The organism is Burkholderia sp. Bp8998, from assembly GCF_003854235.1.
GTDB lineage: Bacteria > Pseudomonadota > Gammaproteobacteria > Burkholderiales > Burkholderiaceae > Burkholderia.
Genome location: NZ_QTQF01000006.1, coordinates 196062 through 218187, shown reverse-complemented (window position 1 = coordinate 218187; position 22126 = coordinate 196062). Strand labels below are relative to the sequence as shown.

25 protein-coding genes, 1 tRNA gene and 1 pseudogene are annotated in these 22126 nt (G+C 67.5%); 5 read left to right on the top strand and 22 right to left on the bottom strand.

Going from position 1 to position 22126, the window contains the following annotated elements:
* Window positions 1–71 precede the first annotated feature (71 nt).
* The 17 genes and pseudogenes from DIE06_RS09885 to hemN all read right to left on the bottom strand — a co-directional run.
* Window positions 72–293: pseudogene (locus tag DIE06_RS09885) on the bottom strand (type VI secretion system tube protein Hcp); the annotation flags it as partial.
* 147 nt (window positions 294–440) lie between these two features.
* The gene (ureG, locus tag DIE06_RS09880) at window positions 441–1088 is read right to left on the bottom strand and encodes an urease accessory protein UreG (RefSeq protein WP_124661253.1); all 648 of its coding nucleotides are present in this window, start codon (window positions 1086–1088) and stop codon (window positions 441–443) included.
* A 12-nt stretch (window positions 1089–1100) separates the two neighbouring features.
* Window positions 1101–1781, bottom strand: coding sequence for an urease accessory protein UreF (locus DIE06_RS09875; RefSeq protein ID WP_124661252.1), 681 nt, complete (start codon window positions 1779–1781; stop codon window positions 1101–1103).
* The gene (ureE, locus tag DIE06_RS09870) at window positions 1768–2370 is read right to left on the bottom strand and encodes an urease accessory protein UreE (protein WP_124661251.1); all 603 of its coding nucleotides are present in this window, start codon (window positions 2368–2370) and stop codon (window positions 1768–1770) included. Before ureE ends, DIE06_RS09875 begins: the two co-directional genes overlap by 14 nt.
* 18 nt (window positions 2371–2388) lie before the next feature.
* Window positions 2389–4095: an urease subunit alpha gene (gene ureC, locus DIE06_RS09865; protein WP_124661250.1), complete on the bottom strand. Its 1707-nt coding sequence runs from the start codon at window positions 4093–4095 to the stop codon at window positions 2389–2391.
* Window positions 4096–4228: 133 nt separating this feature from the next.
* A complete protein-coding gene (locus DIE06_RS09860; RefSeq protein ID WP_059455900.1) occupies window positions 4229–4534 on the bottom strand; it encodes an urease subunit beta in 306 nt (101 codons plus the stop codon).
* 14 nt (window positions 4535–4548) lie between these two features.
* The gene (gene ureA / locus DIE06_RS09855) at window positions 4549–4851 is read right to left on the bottom strand and encodes an urease subunit gamma (RefSeq protein ID WP_006048588.1); all 303 of its coding nucleotides are present in this window, start codon (window positions 4849–4851) and stop codon (window positions 4549–4551) included.
* A 238-nt stretch (window positions 4852–5089) separates the two neighbouring features.
* The gene (locus tag DIE06_RS09850) at window positions 5090–5965 is read right to left on the bottom strand and encodes an urease accessory protein UreD (RefSeq protein ID WP_124661249.1); all 876 of its coding nucleotides are present in this window, start codon (window positions 5963–5965) and stop codon (window positions 5090–5092) included.
* Window positions 5966–6138: 173 nt separating this feature from the next.
* Entirely contained in the window at window positions 6139–6831 is a 693-nt protein-coding gene (gene urtE / locus DIE06_RS09845) for an urea ABC transporter ATP-binding subunit UrtE (protein ID WP_124661248.1), read from the bottom strand.
* Between the two features lie 4 nt (window positions 6832–6835).
* Window positions 6836–7693, bottom strand: a complete 858-nt coding sequence (gene urtD, locus DIE06_RS09840) for an urea ABC transporter ATP-binding protein UrtD (protein WP_124613340.1) — start codon at window positions 7691–7693, stop codon at window positions 6836–6838.
* Window positions 7690–8874 (bottom strand): urea ABC transporter permease subunit UrtC, encoded by a 1185-nt coding sequence (gene urtC / locus DIE06_RS09835; protein WP_124661247.1) that lies wholly within the window; start codon window positions 8872–8874, stop codon window positions 7690–7692. The genes urtD and urtC overlap by 4 nt, the downstream gene beginning before the upstream one ends.
* Window position 8875: 1 nt before the next feature.
* On the bottom strand, window positions 8876–10495 hold the full coding sequence (gene urtB, locus DIE06_RS09830; protein WP_124661246.1) for an urea ABC transporter permease subunit UrtB: 1620 nt from the start codon (window positions 10493–10495) through the stop codon (window positions 8876–8878).
* A 142-nt stretch (window positions 10496–10637) separates the two neighbouring features.
* On the bottom strand, window positions 10638–11945 hold the full coding sequence (urtA, locus tag DIE06_RS09825) for an urea ABC transporter substrate-binding protein (protein ID WP_124661245.1): 1308 nt from the start codon (window positions 11943–11945) through the stop codon (window positions 10638–10640).
* A gap of 463 nt (window positions 11946–12408) precedes the next feature.
* Window positions 12409–12732, bottom strand: coding sequence for a rhodanese-like domain-containing protein (locus DIE06_RS09820; RefSeq protein WP_006758748.1), 324 nt, complete (start codon window positions 12730–12732; stop codon window positions 12409–12411).
* Between the two features lie 11 nt (window positions 12733–12743).
* A complete protein-coding gene (locus DIE06_RS09815) occupies window positions 12744–13400 on the bottom strand; it encodes a protein-L-isoaspartate O-methyltransferase (RefSeq protein WP_124661244.1) in 657 nt (218 codons plus the stop codon).
* Window positions 13401–13505: 105 nt separating this feature from the next.
* A complete protein-coding gene (locus DIE06_RS09810) occupies window positions 13506–13763 on the bottom strand; it encodes a hypothetical protein (RefSeq protein WP_006488573.1) in 258 nt (85 codons plus the stop codon).
* A 71-nt stretch (window positions 13764–13834) separates the two neighbouring features.
* Window positions 13835–15226 (bottom strand): oxygen-independent coproporphyrinogen III oxidase, encoded by a 1392-nt coding sequence (gene hemN, locus DIE06_RS09805; protein WP_124661243.1) that lies wholly within the window; start codon window positions 15224–15226, stop codon window positions 13835–13837.
* Window positions 15227–15396: 170 nt separating this feature from the next.
* Between hemN and DIE06_RS09800 the strand changes: the two genes are divergently transcribed.
* The 3 genes from DIE06_RS09800 to DIE06_RS09790 all read left to right on the top strand — a co-directional run bounded on the left by DIE06_RS09800 (window position 15397) and on the right by DIE06_RS09790 (window position 17336).
* The gene (locus DIE06_RS09800) at window positions 15397–15714 is read left to right on the top strand and encodes a YkgJ family cysteine cluster protein (protein WP_124661242.1); all 318 of its coding nucleotides are present in this window, start codon (window positions 15397–15399) and stop codon (window positions 15712–15714) included.
* 131 nt (window positions 15715–15845) lie between these two features.
* Complete coding sequence (locus DIE06_RS09795) at window positions 15846–16427, top strand: DUF1439 domain-containing protein (protein WP_044846254.1); 582 nt, start codon at window positions 15846–15848, stop codon at window positions 16425–16427.
* A gap of 78 nt (window positions 16428–16505) precedes the next feature.
* Window positions 16506–17336, top strand: coding sequence for an undecaprenyl-diphosphate phosphatase (locus DIE06_RS09790; protein ID WP_124661241.1), 831 nt, complete (start codon window positions 16506–16508; stop codon window positions 17334–17336).
* 119 nt (window positions 17337–17455) lie between these two features.
* On the opposite strand, the gene trmB is transcribed toward DIE06_RS09790, so the two are convergent.
* Window positions 17456–18223, bottom strand: coding sequence for a tRNA (guanosine(46)-N7)-methyltransferase TrmB (gene trmB, locus DIE06_RS09785; RefSeq protein WP_124661258.1), 768 nt, complete (start codon window positions 18221–18223; stop codon window positions 17456–17458).
* Between the two features lie 131 nt (window positions 18224–18354).
* Window positions 18355–18429: transfer RNA gene (locus tag DIE06_RS09780), tRNA-Gly, on the bottom strand.
* A 295-nt stretch (window positions 18430–18724) separates the two neighbouring features.
* On the opposite strand from DIE06_RS09780, the gene DIE06_RS09775 reads away from it, so the two are divergent.
* Window positions 18725–19069 (top strand): cupin domain-containing protein, encoded by a 345-nt coding sequence (locus DIE06_RS09775; RefSeq protein WP_006752094.1) that lies wholly within the window; start codon window positions 18725–18727, stop codon window positions 19067–19069.
* A gap of 87 nt (window positions 19070–19156) precedes the next feature.
* Here the strand turns inward: DIE06_RS09775 and DIE06_RS09770 are convergent, their stop codons facing one another.
* The gene (locus tag DIE06_RS09770) at window positions 19157–19483 is read right to left on the bottom strand and encodes a helix-turn-helix domain-containing protein (RefSeq protein WP_124661240.1); all 327 of its coding nucleotides are present in this window, start codon (window positions 19481–19483) and stop codon (window positions 19157–19159) included.
* A gap of 315 nt (window positions 19484–19798) precedes the next feature.
* Between DIE06_RS09770 and DIE06_RS09765 the strand changes: the two genes are divergently transcribed.
* Entirely contained in the window at window positions 19799–20959 is a 1161-nt protein-coding gene (locus DIE06_RS09765) for an enolase C-terminal domain-like protein (RefSeq protein WP_124661239.1), read from the top strand.
* Between the two features lie 57 nt (window positions 20960–21016).
* On the opposite strand, the gene DIE06_RS09760 is transcribed toward DIE06_RS09765, so the two are convergent.
* Entirely contained in the window at window positions 21017–21505 is a 489-nt protein-coding gene (locus tag DIE06_RS09760; RefSeq protein WP_124661238.1) for a chromate transporter, read from the bottom strand.
* Complete coding sequence (locus DIE06_RS09755; RefSeq protein WP_124661237.1) at window positions 21502–22092, bottom strand: chromate transporter; 591 nt, start codon at window positions 22090–22092, stop codon at window positions 21502–21504. The genes DIE06_RS09760 and DIE06_RS09755 overlap by 4 nt, the downstream gene beginning before the upstream one ends.
* Window positions 22093–22126 lie beyond the last annotated feature (34 nt).

The window sequence follows — 22126 nt, the reverse complement described above, 5'->3', positions numbered from 1 at the left end:
GGCGCTCAGATGCTGGTATTTCGTCATTGCAACACCCTACCTCATCAAAGGTGTTGCACTTGAAACTAGAGTCTAAGCAGATAGGAAGTCGCCGCGTCGAATTCCTTTTCGAACGCAATCGGTGAATGCGTACGCTTGCCGGTGATCTTGCCGTTAGCACCGTCAACCGGCAGATTTACACCGTGGCCAAAACTGATGATTTCAATGCTTCCTTCGCGGTCCTGGACGGTTGACGAGCCTTTGATGTCTGCGCCGCCATCATCCTTAAGCCACATATGTGCGGGAATCGGCATATCGAAAATCCTCACTTATGAAGAAAGCGTAATGTAAGGAATTGATGCCGGCCGAGTCAATTGGCTTCGCAAAGTCGCTGGAGGCCTTTCGGCAGCGGGCTCGCTCTTGCGTGCGCAAACGCTATGTCGTTCTGCCTGGACACTTATTCAAACCGTCAACAACCCCTTTTTCTCGATGAACGCGACGACCTCCGCGACGCCTTCGAGCGCCTTCAGGTTCGTCATCACGTAAGGCCGCTCGCCGCGCATCTTCTTCGTGTCGGAGGCCATCACGTCGAGGTTCGCGCCGACGAGCGGCGCGAGATCCGTCTTGTTGATCACGAGCAGGTCGGACTTCGTGATGCCGGGGCCGCCCTTGCGCGGAATCTTCTCGCCGCCGGCGACGTCGATCACGTAGATCGTCAGGTCCGACAGCTCGGGGCTGAAGGTCGCCGCGAGATTGTCACCGCCCGACTCGATGAACACGATGTCGGCATCCGGAAAACGCGCCAGCATCCGGTCGACCGCCTCGAGATTGATCGACGCATCCTCGCGGATCGCCGTGTGCGGGCAGCCGCCCGTCTCGACGCCCATGATGCGTTCCTCGGGCAGCGCGCCCGCGACCGTCAGCAGGCGCTGGTCTTCCTTCGTATAGATGTCGTTCGTGATCGCGACGAGGTCGTAGCGCTCGCGCATCGCCTTGCACAGCATTTCGAGCAGCGTGGTCTTGCCGGAGCCGACGGGGCCGCCGATGCCGACGCGCAGCGGCGGCAGTTTCTTGGTGCGGCGGGCGGAGGAGGGAGCGGGTGCGTTCATGGCGTGTCGGGTTCAGGAGCGGAACAACCGCGAATACTGGGTTTCGTGCCGCGCGGACAGGATGCCCAACTGCGGTGCGAACGTGTTGATGGCGTCGGGTGGCGTCGCGAGCGCGCGGTTCACGGCCGCGTCGATCGCGCCGCGCAGCGCGACGATGATGCGCTGGCCCGCGAGCTGGCCGAGCGGCACCGCTTTCAGCGCGGCGGAGGTCTGGTTCTCGACCCAGCCGAATGCGTACGCGGCGAGCACGGCGTCGGCGCTCGCGTCGTGCGCGGCCGCCGCGTAGGCGAACGCCGTCGGCAGCGCGATCGGCGAAAGCGTCGAAAGCGTCGCGCGGCGCGCGGTATCGCCCCATTCGAGCGACGCGCAGAGTTGCGCGAGCGACCAGCCCATCTGTTCGGTTTCGCGGCGCAATTCCGCCGATTCGCGACTCGCGACGAACCACGCGTTTTCGTGCGCGAGCGCGTCGGCGTCATGAGCCTGCCAGCGCGCGAGCTGGTGCGCGAGGAACGGCAGCTCGCCGTGGGCGAGCACGTCGGTCAGCCCGCTCGCGATCCAGTCGCGTGCGGTGTCGGCGTCGCGAATCAGGTTCGCGTCGAGCGCGGCTTCGAGTCCCTGCGAATAGCTGAACGCGCCGATCGGCAGCGCGGGCGACGCGAGATGCAGCAGCGCGACGAGTTCAGTGGTGGTCATGACCGTGATGGCCGTGCGAGCAGCCCGGACCATGCTGGTGATCGTGATCGTGATCGTGATCGTGCGAGTGGCCGTGGTGTTCGCCGAACACCTGCTGCGCGAGCGCGTAATCCTCGGCGAACGTGGCATCGTGCCCGTGCTTGTGGCCGCCGCCGTACGCGCCGGTTTCCGGCTGGAACGGTGCGCTCGCTTCCTCGACCTGCGTGCCGAGCCGGCGCAGCATGTCCGCGAGCACCGGATCGGCTTCGAGTTTCAGATAGCCGTCGCCGATCTCGACCGGCGTGTGACGGTTGCCGAGGTGATACGCGGCACGCATCAGTGTCAGCGGGTCGGTCGCGCGCACGAGCAGCACGGTCTCGGGCGCCGCGGCGACGCGCACGAGCGCGCCGTCGTCGGCGACGAGCACGTCGCCGTCGCGCAGCACGGTGCCGCGCGGCAGCAGGACCGCGACGTCCTCGCCGGTGTCGAGCGTGGCCGCGAGGCGGCTCTTGCAGCGGGCGTCATAGGCGAGCGTGAGCGTCGGCGCGCGCGCGACGAGCGACGCGGCGAGCTTCACGTTCGGGGCAATGCGTTTGTCGAGGGTGCGCATGGAACGGAAAACCGGAAATCAGAACAGGAAATAGCGCTGCGCCATCGGCAACACCGTCGCCGGCTCGCAGGTGAGCAGCTGGCCGTCGGCGATCACGTCGTAGGTTTCGGGGTCGACGCTGATCGACGGGCGCCACGCGTTGTGGATCATGTCGGCCTTCGTCACGTTGCGGCAGTTGCGCACCGGCACGATCCGCTTCGCGAGCCCGTAGCGTTCGGCGATGCCCGCATCGGCGGCCATCTGCGACACGAAGGTCAGCGACGTGCGCGCGAGCGCACCGCCGCGTGTGGCGAACATCTCGCGGTAGTGGACGGGCTGCGGCGTCGGGATCGACGCGTTCGGGTCGCCCATCTGCGCCATGGCGATCATCCCGCCCTTCAGGATCATCGACGGCTTGATCCCGAAGAACGCCGGTTCCCACAGCACGAGGTCGGCCCACTTGCCGGGTTCGATCGAACCGACTTCGTGTGCAATACCGTGCGTGATCGCCGGGTTGATCGTGTACTTCGCGACGTAGCGCTTCGCGCGGAAGTTGTCGTTGCGCGCGCCGTCCTCCGGCAGCGCGCCGCGCTGCACCTTCATCTTGTGCGCGGTCTGCCAGGTGCGGATGATCACTTCGCCGACGCGGCCCATCGCCTGCGAGTCGGACGACAGCATCGACAGCGCGCCGAGGTCGTGCAGGATGTCCTCGGCCGCGATCGTCTCGCGGCGGATTCGCGACTCCGCGAACGCGAGATCCTCGGCGATCGACGGATCGAGGTGGTGGCACACCATCAGCATGTCGAGGTGCTCGTCGAGCGTGTTGATCGTGTACGGGCGCGTCGGATTGGTCGACGACGGCAGCACGTTCATCTCGCCGCACACCTTCAGGATGTCCGGCGCATGGCCGCCGCCCGCGCCTTCGGTGTGGTACGTGTGGATCGTGCGGCCCTTGAACGCGGCGACCGTCGATTCGACGAAGCCGCCTTCGTTCAGCGTGTCGGTGTGGATCGCGACCTGCGTGTCGGTATCGTCGGCGACCGACAGGCAGTTGTCGATCGCGGCGGGCGTCGTGCCCCAGTCTTCGTGGAGCTTCAGGCCGATCGCGCCGGCGGCGATCTGTTCGACCAGCGGCTGCGGCAGGCTTGCGTTGCCCTTGCCGAGAAAGCCGAGGTTGATCGGCCAGCCGTCCGCCGCCTGCAGCATCCGCTCCATGTGCCACGGCCCCGGCGTGCAGGTCGTCGCGTTGGTGCCGGTGGCCGGCCCCGTGCCGCCGCCGAGCATCGTCGTGACGCCCGACGCGAGCGCCTCGTCGATCTGCTGCGGGCTGATGAAGTGGATGTGCGTATCGATGCCGCCGGCCGTCACGATCAGCCCTTCGCCGGCGATCACTTCGGTCGCCGCACCGATCGCGATCGTCACGCCGGGCTGGATGTCCGGATTGCCGGCCTTGCCGATCGCGGCGATGCGGCCGTGCTTGATCGCGATATCGGCCTTCACGATGCCCCAGTGATCGAGGATCACCGCGTTCGTGATGATCGTGTCGGGCACGTCGGCGGCCACGCGCTGGGACTGGCCCATCCCGTCGCGGATCACCTTCCCGCCGCCGAATTTCACCTCCTCGCCGTAGGTCGTGTAGTCGCGTTCGATCTCGATCAGCAGTTCGGTATCGGCGAGCCGCACGCGGTCGCCCGTCGTCGGCCCGAACATTTCCGCGTACGCGCGGCGGCTCAAGCGTAGTGTCATCAGAATTTGCTCCGAGAAACCCCGCCATTGATGGTGGGAAGGCCGATGCGGACGTGCATCGCCAGGTGTGGGAATCTTCCGCCTTTAGGCGGAGGAGGACGTCAAGTGCTGTTCCTGAAGAGCGGGGCGCGGCTTACAGCGGCCCCATCACCTTGCCCTGAAAACCGTAGACGGCGCGTTCGCCGGCCAGCTCGACGAGCTCGACGGTGCGTGTCTGGCCCGGCTCGAAGCGCACGGCCGTGCCGGCCGCGATGTTGAGCCGGAAGCCGCGCGCGGCCGCGCGATCGAACGACAGCGCGTCGTTGACTTCGAAGAAGTGGTAATGCGAGCCGACCTGCACCGGGCGGTCGCCGGTGTTCGCGACGACGAGCGAGCGCGTCGCGCGGCCCGCGTTCAGTTCGTGCTCGCCGTCGTCGGTGAGGATTTCGCCGGGGATCATGCGTGCTACCTCGGTCACGGAATCGGGTGGTGGACGGTGACGAGCTTGGTGCCGTCCGGGAAGGTCGCCTCGACCTGGATGTCGGGGATCATTTCCGGCACGCCTTCCATCACGTCGTCGCGCGTGAGCAGCGTCGTGCCGTAGTGCATCACCTCGGCGACGGTCTTGCCGTCGCGCGCGGCTTCCATCAGTGCGGCGGTGATGAACGCGACCGCTTCCGGATAGTTGAGCTTCAGCCCGCGCGCGCGGCGGCGTTCGGCCAGCAGCGCCGCCGTGAAGATCAGCAGCTTGTCCTTTTCTCGGGGAGTCAGTTTCATGAAGGCAGTCGTTCAGGAAAACGTAATTTTTATCGATGCGCGGCGGTTCCGGCGATGGCGCGGTTCATCGTAGCACCGTGCCGATTCGCGTGCGTCGTGTATCGGTTATGTAAGGAGCAAGGCGCGTGCCATGACGGCGGGACGCGGGGTAATGCGCGTTCGTGGTGCGCGCTGCATGGATTGCATGCACCGCGGCGGCGGCACTGCGCCGAAATGGTGCGTGCGTTGCCGCACGTGCTCAGGTCTGCCAGAGGCGCAGCGGACGTGCATCGACACCGTGCACGATCGGCCGCAGGTAAAGCCAGCAGTCGGTGAAGTGACGCTGCAGCGCTTCCATCGACGTCGATACCGCGCGCACCACCAGGACGCCCGGCGTCACGCAGGTCGCGCCCGCGCGCAGCGTGTCGTCGAACGGCATCCGGGCGGCGAGCGTCTCGGCGAGCGCGGCATCGCACACGGCGCCGGCCGCCCACAGCGTGCCGTACACGGGAAAGCCGGCGAGGCCCTGCAGCGCGCCGCGCAGCGGATCGTGCGCATCGAGCAGCGCGCGCTCGGTCCACAGCGGCCGGCCGTCGGCATCGACGAGTGACGAACCCGACGCGATGCGGCCCGCCGACCACGTTTCGCCGGCCGCCTGCCGGCCGAGTTGCGTCGCGTCCCAGCCGATCGCGCTCGCGCCCGCGCCGAGCGTCACCGTGAAGTCGAGCGCGGCGTGGGCCGCGTCGAAGAACAGGTTGTTCTGCGGCAGCCAGTCGAGCTTCGCGTGCGCGCCGACCGTGATGCCGATGCGCTGCGTCGCGTCGAGGCCGTTCGACTTGTACCACTTGGTCGCACCGGGCGTCGTCAGCACCGCATGCGTGCCGTCGCCGAGCGCGATGTCGATGTCGAGCCGATCGCCGCCCGCGACGCCGCCCGGCGGGTGAACGATGACCGCGTGGCAGATCGCGTCGCCTTCCGGATACAGCGGCCGCTGCACGCGCAGCGGGCCGTCGTGCAGCCGATGGACGAGCGTCGTGCGCGCGCCGTGCCGTTCGAAGCCGAGTTCGAGGCGGCCGCGCCACGACTTGGCGACGGCGGGACGGGACAGCGGAGCGTGGGAATCGAGGGCGGACATCGGCGGGAAGCAGGGGACGGACGCGGTGATCGAGGATGCTACCGCAACACTATACGCTTGGGTGTTCGGGTTGTTGAACGTGATGATGGGAAGGGACGACGGCGCCGACGATCGCATGACATGCATGGGTCGCCGGCGCCACGCGTCGGCGCGCTCACACGCTGCGTGCCGCGCTACACCGCGATCAGCTCGCGCACGCCGTTCGTCTCCATGTCCCGCGCAGCGCCGCCCGCAATGACCTCGCCGCGGCTCATCACCCAGTAATGGTCGGCGATCGAACGCGCGAAGTCGTAGTACTGCTCGACGAGCAGCACGGTCATCCTCGATTCGTCGACGAGCTGGCGCAGCGTGCGCCCGATGTCCTGGATGATCGACGGCTGGATGCCCTCGGTCGGCTCGTCGAGGATCAGCAGCTGCGGCTCGCTCATCAGTGCGCGGCCGATCGCGAGCTGCTGCTGCTGACCGCCCGACAGGTCGCCGCCGCGCCGTGCGCGCATGTCCTTCAGCACCGGGAACAGGTCGTAGATGCGGTCGGGCATCTTCGATGGCGCCTTGCGGCTTGCCGCGCCGACGAGCAGGTTCTCCTCGACGGTGAGGCGCGGAAAGATGTCGCGGCCCTGCGGCACGTACGCGAGCCCGGCCGCGACGCGTGCATACGGCGGCAGTGCGCCGAGCGCCGTGCCGCGCCACGACACACTGCCGCTCTTTGCCGTGACGACCCCCATCAGGCAGCGCAGCAGCGTGCTCTTGCCGACGCCGTTGCGGCCCAGCAGCACGGTGAGCTTGCCGTCGTCGGCGGCCAGCGTCACGTTGCGCAGGATATGGCTGCCGCCGTAGTACTGGTTCAGTGCATCGATCTTCAGCATCGCATCATCGTCCGAGGTAAGACTCGATCACCGCGTCGTCGCGCTTGACCTGGTCGAGCGTGCCTTGCGCGAGCACCGCGCCTTCGGCCATCACCGTCACGCGGCCCGTGTCGCCCGCGAGCGCCGCGACGAACTCCATGTCGTGCTCGACGACCATCATCGAGCAGGTGCCGCGCAGCGTGTTCAGCAGCTTCGCGAGTTCCATCGTCTCGTGGTCGGTCATCCCGGCCGCCGGCTCGTCGAGCAGCAGCAGAGCCGGGCGCTGCATCAGCAGCATGCCGATCTCGAGCCGCTGCTTCTGCCCGTGCGACAGCTCGCCGGCCGCGCGATACGCGTCGCTTTCGAGGCCGATCAGCGCAAGCGTCTCCTCGATCTTCGCCTGCGCGGCGCGGTCGAGCCGCGCGCGCAGCGATGCGAGCCAGCCCTTGTCGGTCTGCATCGCGAGTTCGAGGTTTTCCCACACCGGATGCTGTTCGAATACGGTCGGTTTCTGGAACTTGCGGCCGATCCCCGCACGCGCGATCTCGGGTTCGTTCATCCGCGCGAGGTCGATGGTCTGGCCGAGAAACACCTTGCCCGCATCGGGACGCGTCTTGCCGGTGATCACGTCCATCATCGTCGTCTTGCCCGCGCCGTTCGGACCGATCACGCAGCGCAGCTCGCCCGCGTCGATCGCGAGCGACAGCTTGTTCAGCGCGCGAAAGCCGTCGAAGCTCACCTCGATGTCCTCGAGGTAGAGGATCGTGCCGTGCGACGTGTCGATGCCGGGCGGCACCACGCGGCCCATCGATGCGGTGCCGCTGACGGCCAGCAGCTCGTCTTCCGGCGGTGGCGTGAACTGGTAGAGGGCCGTGCCGTTCATGCGCGTTTCCCCTTCGCAAGCAGCGTGTCGACGAGGCCCATGATCCCGCGCGGCAGCAAGAGCGGCACCAGCACGAAGATCAGGCCGAGAAAGAACAGCCAGTATTCGGCGAAATACGCGGTAAAGAAGCTCTTCGCGCCGTTCACCGCGAACGCGCCGACGATCGGCCCGATCAGCGTGCCGCGGCCGCCCACCGCGACCCAGATCGCCATTTCGATCGAGTTGCCGGGCGACATCTCGCCAGGATTGATGATGCCGACCTGCGGCACGTACAACGCGCCCGCGATCCCGCACAGCACGGCCGACAGCGTCCACACGAACAGCTTGTACGCGAGCGGGCTGTAGCCGAGGAACATCAGCCGCGTCTCGCCGTCGCGCACCGCGGTGACCACGCGCCCGAGCTTGCTGGTGACGATCGCGCGCGCGACGATGAACGCGAGCACGAGCGTCGCGAAGGTCAGCAGCAACAGCACCGTGCGCGTGCCGGGCGACGTGATCGGAAACCCGGCGATGCGCTTGAAGTCGGTGAAGCCGTTATTGCCGCCGAAGCCCGTCTCGTTGCGAAAGAACAGCAGCATCGCGGCGAACGTCAGCGCCTGCGTGATGATCGACAGGTACACGCCTTTCACGCGCGAGCGGAACGTGAAGAAGCCGAACACCCATGCGAGCATCGCCGGCACGAGCACGACCAGCGCGAGCGCCCACGCGAGATGCTGCGTGCCGCTCCAGTACCAGGGCAGCTGATGCCAGTCGAGGAACACCATGAAGTCGGGCAGGTCGCTGCCGTATTTGCCGTCGCGGCCGATCTCGCGCATCAGGTACATGCCGATCGCATAGCCGCCGAGCGCGAAGAACAGCCCGTGGCCGAGGCTGAGGATGCCGCAGTAGCCCCACACGAGATCGAGCGCGAGCGCGGCGATTGCGTAGCACATCAGCTTGCCGGCGAGCGTCATCGCGTACGCGGACAGATGGAACGCGCTCGACTCGGGCGCGACCAGCGCGGCGAGCGGCACGCAGATGCCGATCGCGATGCACAGCGCGACGAGCGCGACCCATGCGCGGCGCGACAGCAGCGCGGGGCGGGGCGGCAGGCCGAGCGCGAATTTTCCCTCCGCACGCGCGGCGGCGGGCTTCGGTGCGTCGGCGATCGGGTTCGACAACGAGTCGGTGAATGAAGTCATGTCAGGCCTCCGCGCTGCGTCCCTTCGGGGCGAACATGCCCTGCGGACGTTTCTGGATGAACAGCACGATCATCACGAGCACCGCGATCTTCGCGAGCACGGCGCCCCAGAACGGCTCGATCGCCTTGCTGACGAGGCCGAGCCCGAAGCCGCCGAGCACGGTGCCGGCGATCTGGCCGACGCCGCCGAGCACGACCGCCATGAACGAATCGATGATGTAGTTCTGTCCGAGGTCGGGGCCCACGTTGCCGATCTGCGACAGCGCGCAGCCGCCGAGCCCCGCGATGCCCGCGCCGAACGCGAACGCATACGCGTCGACGCGCGCGGTCTTCACGCCGACGCACGCGGCCATCCGGCGGTTCTGCGTGACCGCGCGCACGAACAGGCCGAGCCGCGTCTTCGTCAGGACGGCCCATGCGACGAACACGACCGCGAGCGCGAACGCGAGGATCACGAGCCGGTTGTACGGCAGGATCAGGTTCTGCATCACCGTCACGCCGCCGCTCATCCACGACGGGTTCACGACCTGGACGTTCTGCGCGCCGAACAGCATGCGCGTCGCCTGGATCAGGATCAGGCTCACGCCGAAGGTCGCGAGCAGCGTCTCGAGCGGGCGGCCGTACAGGTGCCGCAGCACGAGCCGTTCGAGCACGATGCCGACCAGCGCGGCCGCCGCGAACGACACCGGCACCGCGACGAGCGGATACCAGTCGAACGCGGCCGGCGCATAGCGCTGGATCAGCGTCTGCACGACATAGGTTGCGTACGCACCGATCATCAGGAATTCGCCGTGCGCCATGTTGATCACGCCGATCAGCCCGTACGTGATCGCGAGGCCGAGCGCGGCGAGCAGCAGCACGCTGCCGAGCGACAGGCCCGCGAACACGGTGCCGGCGATCTCGCCGCGGCGCTGCAGCGCGTGCAATGCGTCGAGCCCTTGCTGCGCGGCTTCGCGCACGCGCGCGTCGGATTCGGTGTAGCTGCCGTCGGCATTCTTCGCGACGAGCGGGCGCAACTGTTCGATCATGTCGAGATCGCGGCGCGCGGCCACCACCTGCACGGCTTCGAGGCGCTTCGCCGGATCGGCATCATGCAGCGCGGCGATGGCCCACAGTGCGTCGAGGCGGCGCTTCAATGCCGGATCGGTTTCCTTCGCGCGTGCGCGATCGATCATCGGCTTGAGTGCCGGGTCGGGCGACTTCAGCAGCGCGTCGATCGCGTCGCGGCGCGCGGCGACGTCGGGCGATGCGAGTGCGAGGCCCGACAGCGCGCCGGCGATCTTCGTGCGCAGCAGGTTGTTCAGCATCACCGGCTGTGCGTCGCCGGCCGGTGTCGCGGCCTGGGTGAGCGCGTCATGTGCGGTGTCGCCGGTCTGGATCAGCACGCGGCCGTCGCCGGTCGCGAGCGCGTCGCCGCTCGACAACGCATTGAGCAACGCGACGGCGCGCGGATCGGCATCGGCGGCAAGATGGTCGATCGCAGCCGTTTTCGCGTCGAAGTCGTCGCCGGCGAGCGCGGCGGTATCGGCGGCCGTCAGGGCGAACGCGGCGCGCGGCAGCGCGCACGCCAGTGCAACACAGGCGACGGCCGCGACGGCGGCGCGGCGAAAGCGTGTAGGCATCGGGAGATCCTGTCGGGCGTGGGAAAGCGAATACGTGCGGCGATGCGCGGGCGGGTGCGGTTCGTTACGGTGAGCCGGCGTTCGCGCACCTGCCTGCGAGCGGAGCGCCACGCCGGTGCGCAGCGCCCCGCATCGCCTCGCGTCAGGCCAGCGCCGCGCGCTGCCGGCGCAGGAACGCCGGGATCGAGCTGACGATGTCCGGCTTGCCCTGGTTCCCCGCGATGAACGGGCTCCACGGTTGCGCACGCACCGCGGTCTTCGTCTTCCACACGACGTTGAATTGCCCGTCGCCGCGGATCTCACCGATCATCACCGGCTTGTGCAGGTGATGGTTGCCGTCCATCGAGAGCGTGAAGCCCGACGGTGCGGCAACCGTCTGGCCGATCATCGCGACGCGCACCTTGTCGACGTCGGTGCTCTTCGCCTTTTCGACGGCCTGCTTCCACATGTGGATGCCCACGTAGGTCGCCTCCATCGGATCGTTGGTCACGCGCTTCGCGCCGCCCGGCAGGTTGTTCGCCTTCACCCATGCGGCGAACTGGTCCTTGAACTTCGTGTTCGTCGGGTTCTTCACCGACATGAAGTAGTTCCACGCGGCGAGATGGCCGACAAGCGGCTTCGTGTCGATCCCGCGCAGCTCTTCCTCGCCGACCGAGAACGCGACCACCGGCACGTCGGTCGCCTTGATCCCCTGGTTGCCGAGCTCCTTGTAGAACGGCACGTTCGAATCGCCGTTGATCGTCGAGATCACGGTCGTCTTGCCGCCCTGCGAGAAGTTCTTGATGTTCGCGACGATGGTCTGGTAATCGCTGTGGCCGAACGGCGTGTAGACCTCCTGAATGTCGGCGTCCTTCACGCCCTTCGATTTCAGGAACGCGCGCAGGATCTTGTTGGTCGTGCGCGGATACACATAGTCGGTGCCGAGCAGGAAGAAGCGCTTTGCACCGCCGCCTTCCGCGCTCATCAGGTACTCGACGGCCGGGATCGCCTGCTGGTTCGGCGCGGCGCCCGTGTAGAACACGTTGCGCGACATTTCCTCGCCCTCGTACTGCACCGGGTAGTAGAGCAGGCCGTTCAGTTCCTCGAACACCGGCAGCACCGACTTGCGCGACACCGAGGTCCAGCAGCCGAACACGCACGCGACCTTGTCCTGCGTGAGCAGCTGGCGCGCCTTCTCCGCAAACAGCGGCCAGTTCGATGCGGGGTCGACCACCACCGGCTCGAGCTTGCGGCCCATCACGCCGCCGCTCTTGTTGATGTCGGCGATCGTCATCAGCGCCGTGTCCTTCAGCGACGTTTCGGAGATCGCCATCGTGCCCGACAGCGAATGCAGGATGCCGACCTTGATCGGGCCCGTGCCCGCATCGGCCGCGTGCGCGAACGGGCTCTTGCCCGCGAGCGCGAGTGCACCGGCCATCGAACCGAACTTCAACAGACTGCGACGTTTCATCGGGATCCCCTTGTCGTGTTGGATAGTCGTGCGCCGTGACGGCGCCGGCATCGGAGTAACGCAAGGCATGTGCCAGTCGCATGGATGCACGCCGGGCGTGCCCGCGCGGGGTGGCGCGGGGCGCCGGCACGGTGCGCATGACGCGTCGTGCAGCATGCGCGACCCGTTGCGGTGCGCATGCACGGGCGCAAATGGTGCACGACGGGTGATCGTGTCGACGCACGCGCGACGTGTGATTCAGTGCGACGGGAAAGGGCGGGAAACTGAAGCAGAAGCCGAAGCCGAAGCCGAAGCCGAAGCCGAAGCCGAAGCCGAAGCCGAAGCCGAAGCCGAAGCCGAAGCCGAAGCCGAAGCGGAGGCAGAAACGCAAACGGGCGCGCCATGCGCGCCCGTTCGGCGGATCGGAGCGATCGGCTGCAACGCGCCGGTCGCCGTGGCGGCGCGCGATGCGCCGCCGGGAAGGTCAGTAACGCGGCACGGACGGATCGACGTCACGCGACCACGCGTCGATCCCGCCCTGCAGGTTGTACAGCTTCGTGAAGCCGCGCGATTCGAGGAACATCGCGACCTGCGCGCTGCGCATCCCGTGATGGCACACGCAGACGATTTCCGCTTCGTCGTCGAGCTCCTCGCTGCGCGCGGGGATCTGCTGCATCGGGATCGACACGCTGCCGGCGATCTGCGCGGTGGAAATTTCCCACGGCTCGCGCACGTCGAGCACGACCGGCGCGGGGCGCGCCGGATCGCGAAGCCATTCCGCGAGCATCGCGGGCGTCAGGATCTGCATGGGGCCGCCGCTCAGAACTTGAAACGCGACGGTTCGATCGCGTTGACGAGGTGATTGACGTAGGTTTCGAACACGTCGGCGACGCGGTACTGCTTCTCGTCGATGCGCGTGATGATCTGCGCCTTCATCACCGGACGGCCGCCGACGAACGCCGACAGGCGGCCGCCGACCTTCAGCTGTTCGAGCATCTGCTGCGGCACGACCGGCAGGCCGCCCGCGACGCAGATCACGTCGTACGGCGCCTTGTCGGGCCAGCCGAGCGAGCCGTCGCCCAGTGCGACTTCCGCGTTCGTCACGCCGTCGTTGCGCAGATTGTCGGCCGCGAACTTCGCGATGGCCGGATCGATCTCGACGGCCGTCACGTGCTGCGCGCGATGCGCGAACAGCGCGGCCAGGTAGCCCGAACCCGCGCCGATCACGAGCACGTTCTCGTGCTTCTTGACCGCCAGTTCCTGCAGCACGCGCGCTTCGACGCGCGGGAACAGCATCTTGCTGCCGCCGCCGGGCAGCGGCAGCTCGAGGTCGGCGAACGCGAGATCGCGGTATTCGGCCGGAACGTAGTTTTCCCGCTTGACGATCGACAGCAGGCCCAGGACGTCCAGATCCAGCACGTCCCACGGCCGGATCTGTTGTTCGATCATGTTGAAACGCGCGTTTTCGATATTCATGGTGTGGTCACGCAGCCAGGTCGGCCATCAGCGGGGGATAGAGAAACTTCGTGATTGTACCAAACGGGGCGGCGGCAAAGCCTTCAGACGGCCTGCAACAGACCTTTACCCTTTGCTCTTCTTGATCTGCGCCTCGAATGCGAGGTCGAGCTTGCTCGCCTTGCGCGGCTTTTTGGGGCCGAATTCGTCGACGAACTTGACGAATTCGTCGAGCGGCAGCGGCTCGCAGCGCTTCTCGGCGGTGCCGCCGGAACGGTCGACCAGGTAGAACAGTCCACCCGCCATCGCGACGGCCGCGAACTGCGGGTTGCCGGAACGGGTCTTCAGGCGTTCGACCGCGTGGGTTGCCTTGGTGGTGCGCATCGTGCGGATTCTTGCAGGGGCGTTGAGCCCGCTACTTTATCAAACCGGCCGCCCGCACGCGCCGTGCGGCGTCAGACGGTGCGCGAGTAGCGTTGCCGCGGCGTCTGGCCGAGGTACGCGTCGAAGGCCATCGCGATGTTGCGCACGACCATCCGGCCGGCCGGGTGGATCGTCAGGCGATCGCTTGCCACGGTCAGCAGGCCGTCCTGCTCGAACCCGCGCAGCGCGTCGAGCTCGCGCGCGAAGTGGTTGGCGAAGCGGATCCCGTGCGCCGCCTCGATATGCGAGAACGGCAGCTCGAGGTTGCACATCAACTGCGTGATCACGTCGCGGCGCAGCCGGTCGTCGGGCGTGAGCCGCACGCCGCGCGCGATCGGCAGCCGGCCCGCGTCGAGCGCCGCGCCATAGGCTGGCAAGTCCTTCGCGTTCTGCGCGTAGACGTCGCCGACCTTGCCGATCGACGACACGCCGAAGCCGATCAGGTCGGTGTCCGCGCGCGTGCTGTAGCCCTGGAAATTGCGCTGCAGCGTGCCGTTGCGCTGCGCGCGCACGAGTTCGTCGGACGGCCGCGCGAAGTGATCCATCCCGATGTACACGTAGCCGGCCGACGTCAGCATGTCGATCGCGAGGCCGAGCAGCGCGATGCGCGTTTCGGGCGACGGCAGCGTCGCGTCGTCGATCTGCCGCTGCATCTTGAACAGGTGCGGCATGTGCGCGTAGCCGAATACCGACAGGCGGTCCGGCGCGAGTTCGATGATCGTCTCGAGCGTGCGCGCGAACACGGCGACCGTCTGGTGCGGCAGCCCGTAGATCAGGTCGACGCTGACCGAATGGAAGCCCGTCGTGCGCGCGGCGGACAGCAGGTCGGCCGTCATCGCGAGCGGCTGGATCCGGTTGATCGCCTGCTGCACGACCGGATTGAAATCCTGCACGCCGAGGCTCAGCCGGTTGAAGCCGATGTTGCGCAGGTGGACGACCGTCGCGGGCGTGACCGTGCGCGGGTCGATCTCGATCGAGAACTCGGCGTCGGCGTCCGGCGCGAGCGCGAAGTGTTCGCGGGTGGCCACCATCAACTCGGCCGTTTCGTCGTCGGACAGGAAGGTCGGCGTGCCGCCGCCCCAGTGGAGCTGCGTGACCGGGCGCGCGGGATCGAACAGCGCGGCCTGCAGCACCAGCTCGCGCTTCAGTTGCTCGAGATACGGGCGCGCGCGGCGGCGGTTGTTGGTCGCGATCTTGTTGCAGCCGCAATAGAAGCAGGCCGTGTTGCAGAACGGGATGTGGAAGTAGAGCGACAGGTCGCTGGACGACGCGCCGGGATCGCCCGCGGCGCGCACGTAGTCGGCCGGGTCGAAATCGTCGCGGAATTGCAGCGCGGTGGGGTAGGACGTATAGCGCGGCCCGTTCGCGCCGTACTTCGCGAGCAAATCGGGACGGAACACTGTGTCAGCAGAACCGGAGTTCATGATGGTCTCGCTCTTTTTAGATGCTTTCGAGTATATGAATGCGCGATTCGGCTGCATTGTGTAATAACGTCGCAGCCGGCGGTGGCACAATGCGCAGTGGGCTGCCGCACGCTGCGTCCGGTTGCCGCACCGTTTTGTGTTGTTCGTGAGAGAGCCGAGTGTCCGTCGAAATGCCTGTCCGTCCGGCGCCCGCCGATGTCCCGCCGCCGCATGCGTGCCGCGAGGGGTGCGGCGCATGCTGCATCGCGCCGTCGATTTCCTCGCCGATTCCGGGGATGCCCGACGGCAAGCCGGCCGGCGTGCGTTGCGTGCAGCTCGGCGCCGACCTGCGCTGCCGGATCTTCGGCCGGCCCGAGCGTCCCGCGTGCTGCTCCGGGCTGCAGCCGTCCGCCGAGATGTGCGGTGCGTCGCGCGACGACGCGCTCGCGTGGCTGACGCGCCTCGAGGTCGCGACGCAGCCGGCGCCCGGCGCCGACGCGGCCCGCTGACGTGCCGCCGCGGGCCGTGGGTCGAGGGAACCGGCGGCATGCGCCGAAACACTAACTTCGGTCCACGGCCTCACACGGGGCGGAGCCGATAGCCAGACTGCCGCTTCGCCCGCTACAGGAGATTGTTCAGCATGACCGCATCTTGCACGCCCGGCCGGCGCCGCTTCCTCGCCGCCTGCGCCGGCGCCATCGGCGTGTCGGTATCGCTCGCCGCCTGCGCGTCGACGTTCCCGTTCATCCCCGATCACTACACGTTCTCGCGCGGCGACGTGCAGAAAGCCGTCGCGCGCAAGTTTCCGTACCAGAAGACGGTCGCGCAGGTCGTCGACGTGTCGCTCGCGAATCCGGCCGTCAACCTGCTGCCCGACCAGAACCGCGTCGCCGTGCAGCTCGACGCGCATTTCGCGAGTCCGTTCCTGAGCGAACCGGTGAGCGGCAAGTTCACTGTGTCCGGCCAGCTGGCTTACGACGCGCCGAGCCGCTCGGTCGTGCTGAAGGCGCCGGCCGTCGACAGCCTCGTGCTCGACGGCAACGCGCAGATGTACGCGCAACAGGTCGGCGCGGCCGCCGGCCTGCTCGCGACGCAGGTGCTGACCAACTATCCGATCTACACGTTCAAGCCCGAGCAACTGCAATTTGCCGGCGTGAACTACGAACCCGGTACAATTACGATTCTTACAAACGGCATACGCGTGGCGATCGTCGAAAAGTGACGGCGCACCGCGCGCGGCCGGGCGGGCCGCGGCGGTGACGTGGCCCTTTCTTTCGACTACTTCGGAGTTGGGCCACGGATGGACTGGATCCTGATCTGCAAGGCATTGATCCTCGGCGTCGTCGAGGGGCTGACGGAATTCCTCCCGGTGTCGAGCACCGGCCACCTGATCGTCGCGGGCAGCTTCCTGAATTTCAACGATGCGCACGCGAAGACCTTCGACGTCGTGATCCAGTTCGGCGCGATCCTCGCGGTCTGCTGGGAATACCGGCAACGGATCGTGTCCGTCGTGACCGGGCTGCCGAGCCGGCCCGACGCGCGGCGCTTCACGCTGAACGTCGTGATCGCGACGATTCCCGCGATCGCGCTCGGCCTGCTGCTCGAGAAGAAGATCAAGGCCGTGCTGTTCTCGCCGGTGCCGGTCGCATTCGCACTCGTCGTCGGCGGCGCGATCATCCTGTGGGCCGAGGCGCGGCAACGCGAACGCAGCGAGCCGCCGCGCGTGCAGTCGGTCGATGCGCTCACGCCGCTCGATGCGCTGAAGGTCGGCATCGCGCAATGTTTCGCACTGGTGCCGGGCATGTCGCGCTCGGGCTCGACGATCATCGGCGGGATGCTGTTCGGCCTCGACCGGCGCGTCGCGACCGAATTCTCGTTCTTCCTCGCGATTCCGATCATCTTCGGCGCGACGCTCTATGAAACCGTCAAGGACTGGCAGGCATTCACGGTCGATTCGCTCGGCCTGTTCGCGCTCGGGCTGGTTGCCGCGTTCGTCAGCGCGTTCGTGTGCGTGCGCTGGCTGCTGCGCTTCGTCGCGACGCATGACTTCACCGTGTTCGCGTGGTACCGGATCGCGTTCGGCCTGTTCGTGCTGCTCGTGGGTTACAGTGGATGGTTGAACTGGGCGTGATGCCGGTGCGGGGGCGAAGGTGTTCCCGATAGATGGAAAACGGCCCGATCGGCAGATGCCGGTCGGGCCGTTTGTCATTGCACGGCGCGTAGCGTGCGGTGCGTCGCGGCAGCGGGAATTCAGCCGGCGCGCTTGCGGAACACCAGGTCCCACACGCCGTGGCCGAGCCGCAGCCCGCGCCGTTCGAACTTCGTGACGGGGCGGTAGTCGGGGCGGGGCGCGTAGTCGGCGGCCGTGTTTTCGAGCGTCGGCTCGGCGCCGAGCACTTCCAGCATCTGTTCCGCGTAGTTCTGCCAGTCGGTCGCGCAATGCAGGTACGCGCCCGGCTTCAGGCGCGACGCGAGGTGCGCGACGAGCGGCGGCTGGATCAGCCGGCGCTTGTGGTGACGCGCCTTGTGCCACGGATCCGGGAAGAAGATATGCACGCCGTCGAGGCTTTCGGGCGCGAGCATGTGCTCGAGCACTTCGACAGCGTCGTGCTGGATGATGCGGATGTTCGGCAGGTTCTGTTCGCCGATCAGCTTCAGCAGTGCGCCGACGCCCGGCTCGTGTACCTCGACGCCGAGGAAGTCGTCGCCCGGGCGGTGCGCGGCGATTTCCGCGGTCGATGCGCCCATCCCGAAGCCGATCTCCAGGATGCGCGGTGCGCTGCGGCCGAACACGGCGTCCCAGTCGGGGAGTTCAGCGGCGTACGGGACGACGAAGCGCGGGCCGAGATCGTCGAGCGCGCGGCGCTGGCCGGTCGACACGCGGCCGGCGCGCGTCACGAAGCTGCGGATGCGGCGGCGGTGCAGCGGATTGACTTCGTCGGCGCCGTCGGCGGCTTCGTCGGGAAGGGCGGCGTCGTTCGGCGGCAGGCCGGCTTCGTTCGGATCGTCGTGCATCATCGGTGACAAGAAAGGCTCGGTTCGGGCGCGGGCCCGTTACGCGCAGCGGTGCGCCGGATGAACGGGCACATGGTACAAAAAAGCCGCCTTCGACGAGGCGGCTCTTGCGCTGGCTGCCGTGCAGCCGAAAGTGGAGCGGGCGATGGGAATCGAACCCACGTCATCAGCTTGGGAAGCTGAGGTAATGGCCATTATACGACGCCCGCAGAACGCGTAATTCTACAGGGTTTAGCCGAGACGTTGCAAGCGAGGCGTTTTGGCCGCCGATCTCGAAGCCGGCGTGGCCCGGGGTGGCGGGGCGACGGCATCGCCAGGAAGGGTCGTCAAGGTCCGGCCGGAAGCGGTCCGTCAACGCAAGGTAGAACGCAACGAACGCGTGCCGCATCTGCCTGCCAGCCGGTGTCGAAAATAGACGAGTCGGTGTCGGAACCATACAAGCCCCGTTACAGCTTTCGAACTAACGTGACAGACCTCTTACCCGATCGTTAGTCTGGAGCCGACATGTCCGATTTCATCACCGTTCTGCGCGAAACCTGCCCGACCCCGGTCCTCGATGCGACCAAGTGGAAGCGCATCGGCGGCGATCCGCACACCGTGAACCTCAACGCATACCTGTCGAAGGACGGCAGCAAGATCATGGGCACCTGGATCTGCACGCCGGGCAAGTTCGAGGTGAACTACGAGAAATGGGAGTACTGCCACTTCCTCGACGGCTACTGCATCATCACGCCGGAAGGCGAGGAAGCCGTGCACCTGAAGGCCGGCGATGTGTTCGTGATCGAACCCGGCATGAAAGGGACCTGGGAAGTGGTGGAGACGGTGCGCAAGTACTTCGTCTTCGCCTGAGCGAGGCTGCAGGCTCGATCCCCGCATTCCGTCGTCGTCCGAAACGCGCCCGACTCCCGGCGCCGGGAGGGCAAGCGGGGATCGCGCTCAATAAAACGCGTTCCGGTTCGGAAACAGCTCGCCGAGCGTGGTCGTACGCTCGGCCGGTTCCGCCACCCCGCCGATCGCGCCGGGTGCCTGACGCTCGCGATAGGCGCTCGGCGACATGCCATGCGCGCGCCGAAACTCGCGCCCGAGCTGCGACGCATCGGCAAATCCGCAGGCCGTCGCGATTTCAGAAACGTTCTTGTTCAGATGTACCCGCATCCACGCGGCCGTGCGAATCCGGATCGCCCGGTAGCACGCGGCCGGCCCGCTTCCGGTCGCTTTCCTGAACAGCCGTTCCAGCTGTCTCGTCGAGAGGCATCGTGACATGGCGTTGCTTCCGGCCTGTCGCCAGGCCCGCGCGACTACCCTTCATGTCGTCCTCCAATCCGTGTTTTTAATGTCTTGCCTGCGGTCCGTTGAACTGCGCGTTGCAGGAGGGTGAAATATCCGACCGCGACCCATGACAAATGCGGCGCGATGTTGATCGGTGGCGACACGTTTCGCGGGCGATGCCGATCGGCGCGACGGTCGCGCGTCTGCAGGACGGCGCGCAAGGGCCTATGATGCAGCGATCCGCCAGTCGCGCCGGCCACCGCGCGAGCATGGCCCGCGAACGCTGAACGTTCTTCCGGAATCCCGACCATGCGTATCACCGACATCCGCGAGCAAGCGATCCCGGTTTCCCGCTATGCCGATCCGGCGATTCCGTCCGGCGGTTTGACGACGAGCGTTGTCGCGATCGTCACCGATGTCGTACGGGATGGCCGGCCGGTCACCGGTTACGGCTATGCGTCGGTCGGCCGCCATGCGCAGGGCGGGCTGATTCGCGAACGGTTCGCGCCGCGTCTGCTGGCCGTCGCGGACGCCATCGCCGACGACGCCGGCACGAACCTCGATCCGTTTCGCGCATGGCGCGCGATGATGGCAGGCGAGAAGCCCGGCGGTCACGGCGAGCGCTGTGTCGCGGTCGGCGTGCTCGACATGGCGATCTGGGATGCCGCCGCGAAGATCGCGGGCCTGCCGCTCCATCGCTTCGTCGCCGACCGGCTCGCGCGCCACGCAGCGCCCCGCGTGCGGGTCTACGCGGGCGGCGGCTACCGCTATCCGCACGACGATCTCGCACGCCTGTCGGACGAGATGCGCCGCATTGCAGATCTCGGCTACACGCACGCGAAGATCAAGATCGGCGGCCCGGATATCGACCAGGACAAACGACGCATCGAAGCCGCCGCGGCCTGTCTTGTCGACAGCTCGCATCTCGCGGTCGACGCGATGAACACGTACGACGCGACGAGCGGCCGCGCTGCCGCCGCGCTGCTGGCACCGTTCGCACTCTGGTGGTTCGAGGATCTCTGTGATCCGCTCGACCTGCCGCTTCATGCGGACCTGACTGCGCAATACACGCCACCGGTCGCCGCCGGCGAGGCGTTGTTCTCGCTCGCGGAAGCGAAGCTGCTCGAACGCTACGGCGGCGTGCGCCCGGACCGCGACGTCCTCGTGTTCGATCCGGTGCATTGCTATGGCCTGCCGGGCTACCTGCAGATCGTCGACCATTTCGTGTCGAACGGCTGGCGTCGCGATGCATTCTGGCCGCATGGCGGTCATCTGTTCTCGCTGCACGTCGTGTCCGCGCTCGGGCTCGGCGGCGCGGAAGTCAGCCCGTTCGCGTTCCATCCGTTCAGCGGGCTGGCGGACGGCGAAACGGTCGATGCCGGCTGCGCGGCGGTGCCGCAGGCGCCGGGCATCGGCTTCGAGCTTCATGCCGATGCGTATCGCGCGTTTCGCTCGGTAGCGGGCCGCTGAACGGCGCCGCCGGCTTCAGCGCGCGGCGGTCGCGAACGGCGCGTCCGGCGCCTGCCGTCAGCCGATCGCATGCACGCCGACCAGCAGCAACGCGCCGACGACGATCAGCAGCAGCGCGTGAATGCGCGTGACCATCACGCACACGGTCGACCCGACCGCGATCGCCCGCGCGGGCCAGCCGCCGTCGAGCGCCTGCAGCAGCACCCAGACCGACGCGAGGATCATGCCGGCCGCGACCGGGCGCAGGCCGGCTTCGAGCGCGATCTGCCAGCGTGCGCCCTGGTGCCGCCGCCACAGGTGCGCGACGCCGTAGATCAGGAACGCGGTCGGCCCGAACAGTGCGAGCGTCGCGATCACCGCGCCGGGGCCCGGCGCCATCCGCGCGATCGCGAAGTCGTTCACGAACTGCGTGGCCGTCATCCAGTGATGCACGTCGACGACCTGTCGCTGGATGTCGGCGATAATCGTCTGGCCGCCGCCGATCGTCGCGATCGACAACGGCGCGAACACGCCGAACAGGGCGGCGTAGCGTGACGAGGCGGTCATCGTTCGTCGCTCCGGACGACGGAGGCGGCCGCCCGGCGGTATTCGAGCGCGACGCTCAGCGTGCCGCCGATCAGCACGGTCCATACGAGCGGCCAGTGCAGCACCGCCACCGACACGAACGTGAGCGTCATCACCGCGAACGGCAGCGCGCGGCGCGGCAGCCGGCGCACCGCGGTGATCGCCATCGCGATCGACAGCCCGATCGCCGCGGCGGCCGCGCCCGCGAGCGCGACATGCGTGAGCGGAAAGCGCGTCAGCGTCGAGAACGCGACGCCGAACAGCACGATCAGCACGGCAGGCGGCGCGATGATCCCGGTGAAGCCGGCCACCGCGCCGCGCCATCCGGCCAGTCGGAAGCCGATCCAGATCGCAAGGTTCTTCACGTTGACGCCTGGCAGTGCCTGCGAGAGCGCAAGGCCGTTGAGGAACGCCTCTTCATCGAGCCAGCGCCGCTCGTACACGAAGTCGCGCATCATGCGCCCGCTCAGCCCGCCGCCGAAGCTGGTGAGGCCGATCTGCGCGAACGCGGTGAACAGCGCGAGGACGCCGGGCGGCGCGGGTGCGCTCGGGGGGGCGGGCGAAGACATCGGGCGGACAGGACGCGGCGGGTGGGCAGTGGCC